Source organism: Clostridium psychrophilum, from assembly GCF_018861705.1.
In the GTDB taxonomy this organism is placed as follows: domain Bacteria; phylum Bacillota; class Clostridia; order Clostridiales; family Clostridiaceae; genus Clostridium_AD; species Clostridium_AD psychrophilum.
On sequence record NZ_JAHLEC010000025.1, the window covers coordinates 15,058 to 28,865 of the forward strand.

Annotated in this window: 12 protein-coding genes and 1 pseudogene; 1 reads left to right on the forward strand and 12 read right to left on the reverse strand. The window is 30.4% G+C overall.

Annotated features, from left to right (window positions below; all coding sequences use genetic code 11):
• Window positions 1-16 precede the first annotated feature (16 nt).
• From KPL38_RS07640 to KPL38_RS07665, 6 genes are all read right to left on the reverse strand, one after another.
• A complete protein-coding gene (locus KPL38_RS07640; RefSeq protein ID WP_216288556.1) occupies window positions 17-715 on the reverse strand; it encodes a hypothetical protein in 699 nt (232 codons plus the stop codon).
• Window positions 702-2,084, reverse strand: a complete 1,383-nt coding sequence (locus KPL38_RS07645; protein WP_216288557.1) for an AAA family ATPase — start codon at window positions 2,082-2,084, stop codon at window positions 702-704. The genes KPL38_RS07640 and KPL38_RS07645 overlap by 14 nt, the downstream gene beginning before the upstream one ends.
• 313 nt (window positions 2,085-2,397) lie before the next feature.
• Entirely contained in the window at window positions 2,398-3,237 is an 840-nt protein-coding gene (locus tag KPL38_RS07650; protein ID WP_216288558.1) for a pirin family protein, read from the reverse strand.
• A 44-nt stretch (window positions 3,238-3,281) separates the two neighbouring features.
• Window positions 3,282-3,761: a glutathione peroxidase gene (locus tag KPL38_RS07655; RefSeq protein WP_216288559.1), complete on the reverse strand. Its 480-nt coding sequence runs from the start codon at window positions 3,759-3,761 to the stop codon at window positions 3,282-3,284.
• Between the two features lie 391 nt (window positions 3,762-4,152).
• The gene (locus KPL38_RS07660; RefSeq protein WP_216288560.1) at window positions 4,153-4,581 is read right to left on the reverse strand and encodes a MarR family winged helix-turn-helix transcriptional regulator; all 429 of its coding nucleotides are present in this window, start codon (window positions 4,579-4,581) and stop codon (window positions 4,153-4,155) included.
• Window positions 4,582-4,595: 14 nt separating this feature from the next.
• Window positions 4,596-5,372, reverse strand: coding sequence for an EFR1 family ferrodoxin (locus KPL38_RS07665; protein WP_216288561.1), 777 nt, complete (start codon window positions 5,370-5,372; stop codon window positions 4,596-4,598).
• 333 nt (window positions 5,373-5,705) lie between these two features.
• Between KPL38_RS07665 and KPL38_RS07670 the strand changes: the two genes are divergently transcribed.
• Window positions 5,706-6,365 (forward strand): LiaF transmembrane domain-containing protein, encoded by a 660-nt coding sequence (locus KPL38_RS07670; RefSeq protein ID WP_376769026.1) that lies wholly within the window; start codon window positions 5,706-5,708, stop codon window positions 6,363-6,365.
• Between the two features lie 64 nt (window positions 6,366-6,429).
• On the opposite strand, the gene KPL38_RS07675 is transcribed toward KPL38_RS07670, so the two are convergent.
• The 6 genes and pseudogenes from KPL38_RS07675 to KPL38_RS07700 all read right to left on the reverse strand — a co-directional run bounded on the left by KPL38_RS07675 (window position 6,430) and on the right by KPL38_RS07700 (window position 13,690).
• The gene (locus KPL38_RS07675) at window positions 6,430-7,905 is read right to left on the reverse strand and encodes a 4Fe-4S dicluster domain-containing protein (protein WP_216288563.1); all 1,476 of its coding nucleotides are present in this window, start codon (window positions 7,903-7,905) and stop codon (window positions 6,430-6,432) included.
• A 388-nt stretch (window positions 7,906-8,293) separates the two neighbouring features.
• Entirely contained in the window at window positions 8,294-9,343 is a 1,050-nt protein-coding gene (locus KPL38_RS07680) for an aldose epimerase family protein (RefSeq protein ID WP_216288564.1), read from the reverse strand.
• 128 nt (window positions 9,344-9,471) lie between these two features.
• Window positions 9,472-9,813 (reverse strand): annotated as a pseudogene (locus KPL38_RS07685) (transaldolase family protein); the annotation flags it as partial.
• Entirely contained in the window at window positions 9,814-11,280 is a 1,467-nt protein-coding gene (gene araA / locus KPL38_RS07690; RefSeq protein ID WP_216288565.1) for an L-arabinose isomerase, read from the reverse strand.
• A gap of 19 nt (window positions 11,281-11,299) precedes the next feature.
• Complete coding sequence (locus KPL38_RS07695) at window positions 11,300-12,001, reverse strand: L-ribulose-5-phosphate 4-epimerase (RefSeq protein ID WP_216288566.1); 702 nt, start codon at window positions 11,999-12,001, stop codon at window positions 11,300-11,302.
• A 3-nt stretch (window positions 12,002-12,004) separates the two neighbouring features.
• Window positions 12,005-13,690, reverse strand: coding sequence for a ribulokinase (locus KPL38_RS07700; RefSeq protein WP_216288567.1), 1,686 nt, complete (start codon window positions 13,688-13,690; stop codon window positions 12,005-12,007).
• Window positions 13,691-13,808 lie beyond the last annotated feature (118 nt).

A 13,808-nucleotide genomic window follows, 5' to 3' on the forward strand; every position in this document is an offset into this window, starting at 1 on the left:
CTCATATATTTACTATTTATTCTATTTTTATTGTATTGAGATATAAATTAAAATTAGTGTATCTCTTTAATGAGTTTGTATCCTTTTTTATAAACTCCCAGGTATCCTTATACTCGCTATTTAACGAAAACTCTGGATTATTCATAAATTCAATAAAACTAAATGGGCTGGATATAAACTTGTCTTCAAATCTTTCAGAATATTTGTGTTTTTCATCTGCACAAACACTTTGTTTGTTATGAATTACATGTTCTAAATTTGATGAAAAGAAATATATCTTATAAGGTAAATTCACATATACAATACTTGTAGTGGATAATTTACTAAGTATTTGCGATTTCTGTTTATTTCTATTTTTTATATTTTCAATATTTCTAGCATATATATTTTCAGTATTATACTCAATATTCTCAACATCTTTTTTTAAAACTAAGTTGTCATTAATAAATGCACCATCTGTATCTACTAAATGAATTACATTTAAAATGTCACTTTTTTTATACATATTACCAGTTATAAATTCTTTTATATAATCTGTAATTTTCTTATATATGTTACTTGCATTAACCCCATTCTTCGTAGTAATATCACCATTAATAATCTTAAATCTTACAATTTTATCTTTTTCAATAATCTTAGATAGCACCAATGCTAATGAATTTTTATCTGTAATCCCTTCAACAATAAATAAAACAATCTTTCTACTCTTCCCCAAAAACATCACCTGCTTTTCTAAAAGCGTGTGCAATTTCAAAACTATTGGTTTCCTCATAAATGCACTCATTAAGACCACCTAAATCAACACCCCGTAGATATACATTTCTAAGGTTATTGTTACTTTTTATATTAGTTATTCTTATAAATCTATTTTGAGGATTTGTTGTACTAAATACTAATGATTCCTTATCTAACATCTCTAAAGGACGTAGGTTATGCGACGTAAATATAAACTGACCTTTACCTTCTTGTTCAATTATTTTTAATAATTCACCTAACAAATATTCAAATATACCAGCATCTAACTCATCAACTATTAGACAAATAGACGGGTTATTAAACATCGAAATCAATGTACTTAGAATTGATATTATTTTCTTTATTCCCTCTGATTCATATTTAAGAGGAATTTTTATACCATTTTTAATAGAAAGCAACTGTATTTTAATAATTTCTTTCCCATTTTTAGATAATTCATTTCCTAAATTATTAATTTCTAATTGTAAATTAGGAATAATAGTGCTTAACACAACATTTAGCTGTTTAATAATTAAGACAGCAATATCATATCTTTTTTTATCTATATTAGATATCCCTGATAAATTGATAGCTATATCTCCACTGGTTACGCCTGCGTTATTTTCCATTCTAAAACTTAAAGGCATAAAATTAAGGCTTATAGTCGCTGAGTGTTCATTTGTTATTACAAATAAATTTATTCTAGCAAACCGTTTTATAGAATTAATAATAAAAAAGTAATTTGGATTTGTATCATTGTTTTTAAATATGTCTTCTAGACTATCGTTAAAAATAAAAGATGTCTTTTCTTTAATTGATAATCTTTTGGTAACTTCAAGATTAAATTCATTTTCTTTATTATTTTTAATCAATTCGTAATAACGAGATTTAGGTAAGATAGAGGCATGCCCCACATCCCTTAAATATTCTATTATATCTATTTTTCTTTTTTTATTTTCTTCATTTATTTGGGAATAACTTAATTTTTCATTATATAATTCTGCTCCAACATCTTTTTTTCTTAAAGAGAATTCATAATATACTAAAAATTTTTGCTGTTTCTTTTCAACATAAAATATAAATTTTAAGGTTGATTTTTCTTCTAGTTCATATATATAATTTTTAATATCATCCGGTAACTTCTCACCACTTGCTATTATCTTAAACAACCTAAATGCCTCTATTATTGTTGTTTTGCCTGAACCATTTTGTCCATAAATTCCAACTATATCTGATTTCCCATTATAGTAATTCTTTTGTCTATAACTTAATAAATCGATAGTACCTTTTTGTATATTTTTAAAATTCGTGAGTTCAATACTTTGTATTCTAATAATTGTATCTTGCATAAAAATCACTCCCATATATACATAACTACATTTACCACTAAAAATTGTTATTATTTTTTATTATATTGATACAAAATGTTCTTTTATTCTATTTTTATATATTATATCACAATTAAAATATATTATTCATAATGCTTTAATCGACACTATTACAATGTTTTGTAATAAATAGAATTCATTTAATACATATAAATAATATAAGGAGCAAACAATAATTTAGAATTATTATTTACTCCTTATATTGCTAATATAGATTAAGAGTTTATTACCCCACTTTGCTTAAATTAATATGTTTTAAACTTACCCATAGTTTTTACTTAACAAATGTCCCATCGTCAATTTCTTTAAATGCTACCTTGAGTTCCTCTTGTGTATTCATTACAATAGGGCCGCCCCAAGCAATTGGTTCATTTAGCTCAACTCCTGCGAACAAAAAGAAACGAAGTCCTTTACCAGTTGCTCTAACTGATAGCTCATCACCATCATTGAAAAGAACCGCCCTTTTACTAGAAATCGGATTATCATCAGACTCCTCAAATAGACCTTCACCATCTACAATATATATAAATAAATTTTTATCTTTTATTGTCTGTAATTTCCATTGAGCTCCAGGTTTCATATCTACATCCAAAAATTGCATTTTTACGTATTCGCCTTGAACTGCCCCTAAATTACCTTTATAATCTCCAGAAATAATTTTTATACTGCAACCGTCCTCCTCAATTTTAGGAATCATATTTGCTTTGATATCTCTATACTTAGGAGTTGCCATTTTATTTTTTTGTGGTAAATTAAGCCAAAGCTGAATGCCAAGCATCCTTTCGCTTGGTAGTGGCATTTCTTGATGAAGTATACCACTACCTGCTGTCATCCATTGGCAGCATCCATCTAATATGTTACCTTTGTTACCTATGTTATCCATATGCTCAATATTTCCACTTATTAAATAAGTAACAGTCTCAATTCCCCTATGTGGATGCCATGGAAAACCTTTAGTATAATCAGATGAATCATATGAATCAAAGGCATCGAGCATCAAAAAAGGATCAAATTCTTTTACATCCGGTGCACTAATAACCCTAACAAGTTTAACTCCCGCTCCATCATATTGAGCGCTTCCGGTTACTACCTTACGTATTGTCATAGTTTTCATAATATTCTCCCTACCTACTTAATTAACAAAATATACGGATTTTTTTATTTATTTAATAAATTTTCAATATCAGTTTTTATCTTTGCTGGTGCTACCGTTGGCGCATATCTCTTAATTACATTTCCCTCTGTATCTATTAAAAATTTAGTAAAGTTCCATTTTATTTCTTTACCTAAAAAACCTTTTTCTTCATTCTTCAAAAATTTATACAAAGGATGTGCATTTTGTCCATTTACCTCTATCTTTTCAAACATAGTAAAACTAACACCATAATTTAATAAACAAAACTGTTGAATTTCTTCATTACTTCCCGAATCTTGGTTTGCAAATTGATTGCAAGGGAATCCTAATATTTCAAAACCTCTCTCATTGTATTCTTTATATAATTCTTCAAGTCCTTTAAATTGAGGTGTTAATCCACATTTACTTGCAGTATTTACAACTAAAACTACCTCACCCCTGTAGTTCTCCATCTGTATATCTTTACCATCCATTTCCTTTGCAGCAAAATCATAAAATTTCATACTTATTACCTCCCTCTAACACTAGTTTTGTTAAATTTAGTTTTATATAATTTAATTTTATTCAATTTAATTTATCATAATATTATTATATGTTTAATTATTTTTATTGTCAATCTAAATTTCGTTACATTTTGCTATTTTTTACATATAAATATATTAAATCATCTCCTGGGTCGATGTTGTATAACGACTTTCCTTCTAAACTGTCGTTAAAGAAAAAAAGCATTAACTCTTTATTTATAAGACTTAACACTTTTTAAATTAAATTAAATTCATTTCTATTATATGAAACTATCATTAATTGATGCATCATTTGGCTATAATAAATTTATACAATTTACTACCTAATTATAAAAACTTTTTTTCTATATCAAAGTATATAATATTTAATTTACTCATTTTCCCCTTTTAATATTAAGTTAAGCTCATCTATAGCTAAAATCATTTTCTTAGCTTTTAGAGGTGCTAGCTTGCCAACAACCACCTCATTAACTCTATCATTAATGCAAGCTACGTCAATACACTTCAAACATTGATTGGGTATAGATAATTCTACTATTCTTCTATTTTCCTTTGGTATTTTCCGTAACACATATCCTCTATTTACAAGTTGATCCACTATCCTCGAAACTGAGCTTTTAGGAAGCTCTATTTTTCCACTAAGTTCATTAAGAGATAAAACTTTTTTTTCATATAACTCTAGCATTATCATCATTTCAGGTACTGAGATGTCAAACTCATAAGCTATAGATTTTAAACATCCCTGGATAGATTTAAATAATGATATTAATTTTTCAGCACAACTACCTGAATAACACATAATGACACTTCCTCCTATAGATGAAATAACTCTTCCACCGATATATCTGGATGATGATAACGCCCTCTTTTTACTGTTACCTTTTTATATTGAATTGACTTTTGTGGACACCATTGCATACATGCAAGACATTGCTCACATTTATGTTGCCATTGTGGTTTGCCTTTATTCATAATTATATTATTCGCAGGACACACCTTTACGCAAGTGCCACAACCATTACAGTTTTTATTAGTCCAAAATTTTTCATCTTTTTTATAAGGCTCAAAACTACTATAAATCATTCCGCCAATAGTCCTTCTTAAATTTTCTCCTAATCCGCTAAATTTAACTATTTCATTATTTTCAATGCTTTTAACAATCTTAGTGATTTTTTCTTTCTCATCTTCAAAACATTTTTTTTGCTTTTCATCTGAAAAAGGTGCATAAATAACTTGATAATTTCCTGGCATCTTCATTTTAAATTCTGCACTAAGTTTTACTCCCTTGTTAGTTAATAACTTTTCTAATTGAATTATAGAAGCACCTGCTGCTGCTCCAAACGTTACCACAGTATAAACATATGCATCTATTGGGATTTCAACAGTTTCAATGAACTCTTTAACTAAAAGGGGTATTCCCGAAGCATATACTGGAAAAACAATGCCGATTTTGTTTGATGTTGCTTTATTAAACTCAATATTTTTTTTACATATTTGTATGATTTCTGTGTCTTTTAATCCAGACGCAATATCCTTTGCTACCTTTAAAGAATTACCCGTACCACTAAAGCAGTAAATTGTTGACTTCATATTTTAACACTCCTATATTAATTTTATTTTATTTTAATTAAAACAATTCCATATGAAACAGTTCCACTATATATAATAATATTGTATATAATGTTTACTGTCAATATGTTAGAAAACAAAAGCAGTTACACTTATTGCAATATTAAGTTTAATATAAATTTATATATTTTTATCATTAAGCAAGCCTAATTGATTATTTTTTATAACTAAAAAAAGACATAATATAGTATAATAGAATACATATAATCATAAGAATATAAAAGTTATGACGTTATATCTTTATTATTAATTGTTAGGAGGATTATTTTAAAAAGTAAATTTTATTTAGGAATCATATTCATACTAATTGGTATTAACGTAATATTTAAGCAACTAGGACTTTGGGATCTAAGTAACTTTATATCAACTTGGTGGCCACTTTTACTTATAGGCGTTGGGGCCAATCAGTTAAGTAGAAAACCTATTTCTAAGACTTCAGGTGTTACTTTGCTTGTGCTTGGTATATTATTTCAAATGAGGGAACTAAATATTATTAGTGTCAGTCTAATGCAATTTTTTTGGCCTGCAATAATTATAGCTATTGGTATATCAATGTTATTTCCTAGATCTTTTAAAAAAGAGAATTATAATCAATTTCACAAAAGAGAAGTAGACCAAGATATTGTGGATAACTTAGCCGTTTTCTCGGGAGTTAATAGCAGCAATAGCTCTAAAAACTTTAGGGGTGGTAGCCTTGTTGCTATCTTTGGTGGTATTGACATGGATTTGAGTAATTCCACTCTTTTAAATGATGGTGCCAGAATGGATATAACAGCTGCATTTGGTGGAATAAAAATAATAGTTCCTAAAGATTGGACAGTTGTAATAAATGGCATTCCTTTATTTGGTGGATGGTCCAATAAAACCGGCAACAAAAATTGTATTAATCCAGATGCGCCAGTTTTAACACTACATTGTTTTGTAGCTTTTGGTGGAGTAGAAATAAAGAATTAAAATAAATAAGGATGTAGGCCTTTTCTTTTACAAAAAAGTCCTACATCCTTTTACAAATCAAATATTATTTAAACATGAAATTTTTGCCACGATGCATGTCAATTTTCTCTATTTTTATTGATTTAATTAAGTCATTAACATTCTCTTCTAAAGCTAACTTTCCATATTTATTTACTTCATTTTTATCTTTAAGGCCATGTCTAAGAGAAGCCGCTCCCCCTACGCATCCACCTTCGCATGCCATTCCTTCAATAAAATTACCATTTGACCTGTTAAATTTCAATAGTTTCAAAGCTTTTTCACATTCAATTAGGCCATCACAACTAATAGGTTTAAATTCAACCAAAGTTTCTTTAGTGTCAACTAAGTGTTGTACCGCTTCCGTAAGTCCCCCTGTCCTAGCAAAAATTCTTCCATAAATAGAAGCATTGTTTAAGGGAAGTTCCTCGCATTCTTCAAGATTTATTTCAAACGCATCGAGCATTGCTTGAACCTCTTCAAAAGTTAACACATAATCAGTGATTCCTTTTATATCAGCTTGCTTTATTTCCATTTTTTTAGCTGTACATGGTCCAATAAATACGACCTTAGCCAAAGGGTCAGCCTTTTTAATTAATCTAGAAATTGCTATCATCGGAGAAACTGTACTTGAAACATGTTTAGCAAGCTCTGGATAATTTTTTCTAATATATGAAACAAAAGCGGGGCAACAAGAACTTGTCATCGTTTTAATTTCCTCAATGGTTTCTATAAATTCTTTTGTTTCATTTTGTACAACCATATCTGCACCAATAGCTACTTCTATAACATCATAAAAGCCCATTTTTTTTATACCTGCTACTACTTGTCCTAGTTTAGCATATGTAAATTGACTAGCAATTGCAGGTGCAATGACAGCATATACATGCACATCATTATTTTCTTTTGATTTTAATAATTTATTAGTAACATCTACTACTGATGATTTATCCATAATTGCACCAAAAGGACATTGATAAACACACGAACCACATTGTATACATTTTTCATCATCTATTATAGCCTTTTTATTTTCATCAAAACTTAAGGCACCTGCCTTGCAAGCCCTCCTACAAGGCCTCATAACATCGGATATTGCATTATATGGACAAGCATTTTTACATTTACCGCATTCAATACATTTATTTGGATTAATATAAGATCTTTTGTTTATGGATTGAATTGCACCTACAGGGCATGCTTGAATACATTTATGTGTTAAACATCCTCTACATGCTTCAGTAACTGAAAATCGTTGAATTGGACATTCATCGCAAGCGCTGTTTATTACTTGAATAACATTTTTATTCTTTTTATTTCCACCCATTGCAATTTCTATTCGTTCGCCTATAATGGCTCTTTCCTTATGAATGCAACAACGAGTCCTTGGTTTAGGCCCTGGTACAAGCACCTTAAATAAATTTTTATGTTCTTTATCTAATGTTCCTTTAATTGTAAGTTTGACTACCTCTCTTATTACCTCATATTTTATAAGTTGTATATCATTATCAAAAGTCTTCAAATTTATCACTTCTCCTATTTTTAAAATCTTAATCCTTAAAAACCGCAAAAAACAAGAGATGTTTTTCCTATAATTAGAATAACTTAATATTCGCTATTAACATTTACTTATTATAATTTATATCAAATGCCTCTTAGAAATCTTGCAATTAGCATCTAATGCTAATATATAGTAATAGTTAACGTTATCATATAGGATATTTGCAGTAATATTCTAATTACAATAGAATAATACCATATTGTTAATAAATTATCAAGGAAAGACTATTAGGATTTTAGAAATAATAAAAATTTAACACTAACTAACAACATAGTTATACATCATTAATTTATACTAAAAAAAACGAGTAAATTTCATTAAGAAATTCACTCGTTTTTTAACAACCATATTATCTTGTTGAAAATTTAAATATAGTTGAGTTATTATATTCGTCTCCCACCCTTAATATTGGTGATGGAAAATGTTTATGTTTTAATGAGTTAGGAAAGTATTGAGTCTCAAAACATAATCCGCTATGGTTTGAATAATTAGCACCATCCTTACAATTTTTACTTTCATATATAAAATTACCAGTATAAAATTGTATTCCAGGCTCAGTAGTATAAACGTCGAGAACTCTTCCACTAGAAGCATCAAATGCTTCAGCAGCTTTTTCTTCATCCTTATTAAGTATCCAATTATGATCATAACCATGTGCAAACTCTATCTGCTGATATTTGCTATTAATTCCATTTTCCACTGGAGTTAACTTTGTGAAATCCATTGGTGTATTAAATACACTTTCAATTTCACCAGTTGGGATACTATTTTTATCATTTATCGTAAACTTGTCCGCATTAATCATAACCTCATCTTTAAGGATATTTCCTGATCCTTGACCTGATAGGTTAAAATAAGAATGGTTTGTTAAATTTACTACAGTATCTTTGTCTGTTGTTGCAAAATAACCAATTTTAAGTGCATTATCGTCAGTTAGTGTATATGTGACTTTAACATTAAGATTTCCTGGATAACCTTCCTCACCGTCAACACTAAAGTAACCAAGATTTAAACACTCATTTTGTCCTTTTGTAGATATCTCAGCTGTCCATACAACCTTATCAAAACCAATAAGTCCTCCGTGAATATGATTTTCACCTTCATTTTTAGTTACCTTATATTCAGTACTATTGATTATAAATCTAGAGTCTTCAATTCTATTTGCATGTCGCCCTATGATTGCACCAAAATATAGTTTGTTTGCAATATAATCATCAAGTTTATCATACCCTAACACAACATCATCAAGTTTACCTAATCGATCAGGTACTATAATTGATGTTATCGTAGCACCATAATTCATGACTTTAACAACCATACCTTTACTATTACTTAATGTAAACATGTCAACTTCTTTGCCATCTGGCGTTTTTCCAAAATATTTTTTTGTAATACTCATCATTTACCACTCCCTTGATAATTAACTTTTACCTTCGTTAATATCAGTATAGATATCCTTTACATTGTTGTCAACTTCAATAGTCAGTCCATATCAATTTGAGTATAGATGTGAATGTGCACCCCTTATTATTTACCGAAAGTTTCTTTCCAGTCTTTAGCAAATTTTTCTATTCCAGCATCTGTTAATGGATGTTTTATCATTTGTTTGATTATTTTAAGTGGAACTGTAGCAATATGTGCCCCTGCAACTGCTGCATCTGTAACATGCATTGGGTTTCTTATGCTAGCTGCAATTATTTCAGTATCAATTGCGTGCAGTTTAAATATTGTAACAATGGTTCTTATTAAGTCCATAGCATTAGCATTTATATCATCAAGTCTTCCGAGGAATGGACTTACATAAGATGCTCCTGCTCTTGCTGCAAGTAAAGCTTGTCCAGCACTAAATATTAATGTACGATTTTTCTTCTATCTTGTTGTATCTTTCATAATGTTTCTTAATTTTGTATTATGATCTATTATGACAGTTTCGAGTCCTACCATGCGACTCCAATCATATACTTGATCGACGCTTAATTTTAATGTAATAACTGTATGATGACCACCACCAGAATAAATCCATGCTTTAACACCATCACTAAAGTTTGGTTCTGGTTTCCATACCATCTTAGCTACAGGTAAGTTTGGCATATCTTCTGTAGGCTTAACTGCTGTTAATTCGTTAATGATCAAACGATAATGAGTTCCTAAATCGAGCATAGATACTGCAACTCCAGCTCCAACGCTTCCGTTAAAAATTAGACGAGCAGGATCTTCTTTATCGCCAATTCCTAGTGGTTTAACAATTACACTAGGTTTGTCTGATGCAAATGTTGGATCAACTTCAAGCATATGTGCACCTAGAATTCTTTCATTTCCAGTACTTAATTCGTACATGTAATCTTCCATAAATCCTGTTTTTTGATTACTTGTCATAACCTTAAACATTCTTGATAGTGCTGCAGTTTTCCAATCTCCTTCTCCAGCAAATCCATAACCCTCTGCATTTAATCTTTGAACTGCAAGGCCTGGCAATTGTTTCATGCCATATAGATCTTCAAAGTTTGTTGTAAATGCTGTGTAATTTCCTGCTTTTAGGAAAGTTCTTAATCCCTTTTCAATTCTAATTTGTTCTTTTACATGTTCCTCGTAGAATTTAGGATCATTATCTCCTATATCCATAATGTATATTTTCTTGAATTCTTCGTATGTAACATCTACATCTTTTTCTGAAACTTTACTTATCTCTGCTACTAAATCACCAATTGCATAATAATCAACTGTCCAACCAAATTTAATTTGGGCTTCTATTTTATCACCTTCAGTAACAGCAACATTACGCATGTTATCACCAAATCGGGCTACTTTTATTTCTTGACTTATAATAAACCCTACTGCTACATTCATCCAATCAGCAATTTCTTTTTTTATTTCATCTTTTTCCCAATATCCAAATATAACTTTGTTATGTTTATTTAGTCTTGCATTAATAAAACCATATTCACGGTCTCCATGAGCACTTTGATGTAGATTCATATAATCCATATCAATTGTTTTCCATGGAATATGTTCACTAAATTGAGTTGCCAAATGTAATAGTGGTTTTTGTAATAATTTTGTACCTGCTATCCACATTTTAGCAGGTGAGAATGTATGCATCCAAGTTATTACACCAGCTACTTCATCATTGTAATTTACTTCTTTCATTAAACGTGTAATTTCATCAGCAGATGTTGCAAGTGACTTAAAAACTATAGTGTATGGTAATTTTCCACTCTTATTTAAACCATCTGCGATTGCCAAAGAATCTTTTTTTACTTCATCTAAAGCATCTTGACCATATAAGTTTTGACTACCTACTATAAACCAAAATTTCATTTTTTTATTTTTAAGCATTGTATATTACCTCCTCATCCTATTTTTTAGCTTGTCCATAATATGCATTTTTTCCATGTTTACGATTAAAGTGTTTGTCGAGTAACACTCCATCCATTTTAATATTATGTGGATTTAACTGAAGTGAATGGTATGCCATTTTCGCAACTTCTTCAAGTACTACTGAGTTATGAACTGCATTTTTGGGACTTGTTCCCCAAGTAAATGGTCCATGGTCATTAACGAGTACTCCAGGTATTTGATCTGGATTTATCTTATTTTTATTAAAAGTTTCAACTACAACATTCCCAGTTTCTTTTTCATAGTCTTTAGTTATCTCAAGTTGACTCATTGCCCTAGTTACTGGTATGTCACCATAAAAATAATCACCATGAGTGGTTCCAGCAGCTGGAATAGAAACACCTGCCTGAGCAAAAGAAACTGCCCAAGGAGAATGTGTATGAACTACGCCCAAAATATTCGAGAATTTTTTATATAAAACTAAGTGTGTTGGTGTATCACTTGATGGATTTAATTTGCCTTCAACTATATTTCCATCCATATCAACAACAACCATATCACTAGCACTCATTTGATCGTATTCAACACCGCTAGGTTTTATAACTATTAAACCTTTTGCACGGTCAATTCCAGATACATTACCCCAAGTGAAAGTTACTAAGTTATATTGAGGTAATAACAAATTTGCTTCGAATACTTGTTGTTTTAAATCCTCTAACATAAATTAGCCCTCCTTCGATACAGATTCCTTAATCTTCTTCAAGTGTTTCATTACATCATTTGCGCCACGGCCAAAGTAATCGTGTAATTTTACATACTCTTTATAAATTGCTTCGTATCTCTTCACATTCTCTGGAATTGGTTTTATTGATTTCTCTTTAAGTCTTGCCATTTGTTTTGAAGCCTCTTGTATAGTATCAAATCCATTTGCCTGCTTGCCTGCGGCTACTGCTGCAAACATTGCGGCTCCAATAGCTGGTGCTTGATGATGTTCTGATATAAACATTTCTTTATTAGTAACATCTGCATAAATTTGATTTAGCATTTGATTTCTATGAGGTAATCCTCCACAAACAGTTAAGTTGTCTATTGGTACTCCATTTTGTTCAAATGTATCTATAATTAGTCTTTTTCCAAATGCTGTCGCCTCTATTAAACAACGATAGATTTCTTCGGGTTTCGTATCCATGTTCATTCCGAGTATTAAACCAGTTAAATCTGTATCTACGAGTATTGAACGATTTCCGTTCCACCAATCTAACGCTATTAATCCACTCTCACCAATTTTTAACTTATTAGCTTTTTGTTCAAGTAGTTGATGAATATTCAAACCCTTTTTCTCTGCCTCTTTAAAATATCTTTCTGGAACTTGATTGTCTACAAACCATCCAAAAATGTCTCCAACAGCATTCTGACCAGATTCATATGCATAAAATCCTGGTACAGCACCATCTTTCACAACTCCACACATGCCAGGTACTGGTATCTCTTTTTCTCCAAGTGTAATATCACAAGTGGATGTACCCATAATATTAAGCATCGTTCTAGGCCTTACAACTCCTGTTGGAGCAACAGATACATGAGCATCAACATTGCCTACAGCTACTGCAATCCCTTTATTCAATCCAGTAGCTCTTGCTACTGTTTCAATTAATCCACCTGCTTTAGTTCCTACGGGATAAAACTTAGTACCAATTTTTTCATCTATTACATTTTCCATTAGAGGATTTAGTTCTTTAAAAAATTGTTTGCTTGGGAATCCTGTTTCAGCATTCCACATTGCTTTGTAACCTGCTGTTGTTGCATTTTTTATTTTATTTCCAGTTAACTGCCAAGTCAACCAATCTGTTGCTTCCATAAAAGTATCCATAGCTTTGTACACATCAGGTGCTTCTTCAGCTATTTGCATAAGTTTTGGGAATAGCCATTCTGAGGAAATTTTACCACCATAATACTGAAGCCATGGTTCATTACGTTTTCTCGCTATTGCATTTAATCTATCTGCCTGATCTTGCGCTGCATGATGTTTCCAAAGTTTAACCCATGCATGTGGATTATCATGCCATTCTTTTATATTCATTAAAGGAGTACCATCCTTTTTAACAGGAAGTACAGTACATGATGTAAAATCAATAGCTACACCTATAATATCATCCTTTGAAATTGTCTTTGTTGCCTCATTAACTGCATCGAAAACTGTTGCTATAAAACATTCATAATAATCATTTGGATCCTGAAGTGCCCAATTATTACCTAATTTAATTGTAGTCCCAGGTAATGTTTCGTCAATTACCGCACTTGGGTAATTTTTTACTGCAGAACATACAACCTTTCCATTATCTAAGTTTACAACCACTGCCCTTGAAGACAATGTTCCATAATCAACTCCAACTGTATATTTCGTTGTCATTTTACTGACCTCCTTTTAAGTAATCGCTTTCAATACAAACTATAGTATTTATTCGTACAAATGTCAATACATATTTATTATTTATACGTACTAATTTTTGAATGTCATTGTGAATGGC

Coding starts and splice junctions, on each gene's coding strand:
- KPL38_RS07645 (WP_216288557.1), bottom strand. CDS start 2,084: ATGCAAGATACAATTATTAGAATACAAAGTATTGAACTCACGAATTTT.
- KPL38_RS07650 (WP_216288558.1), bottom strand. CDS start 3,237: ATGAAAACTATGACAATACGTAAGGTAGTAACCGGAAGCGCTCAATAT.
- KPL38_RS07655 (WP_216288559.1), bottom strand. CDS start 3,761: ATGAAATTTTATGATTTTGCTGCAAAGGAAATGGATGGTAAAGATATA.
- KPL38_RS07660 (WP_216288560.1), bottom strand. CDS start 4,581: ATGTGTTATTCAGGTAGTTGTGCTGAAAAATTAATATCATTATTTAAA.
- KPL38_RS07665 (WP_216288561.1), bottom strand. CDS start 5,372: ATGAAGTCAACAATTTACTGCTTTAGTGGTACGGGTAATTCTTTAAAG.
- KPL38_RS07680 (WP_216288564.1), bottom strand. CDS start 9,343: ATGAGTATTACAAAAAAATATTTTGGAAAAACGCCAGATGGCAAAGAA.
- araA (WP_216288565.1), bottom strand. CDS start 11,280: ATGCTTAAAAATAAAAAAATGAAATTTTGGTTTATAGTAGGTAGTCAA.
- KPL38_RS07695 (WP_216288566.1), bottom strand. CDS start 12,001: ATGTTAGAGGATTTAAAACAACAAGTATTCGAAGCAAATTTGTTATTA.
- KPL38_RS07700 (WP_216288567.1), bottom strand. CDS start 13,690: ATGACAACGAAATATACAGTTGGAGTTGATTATGGAACATTGTCTTCA.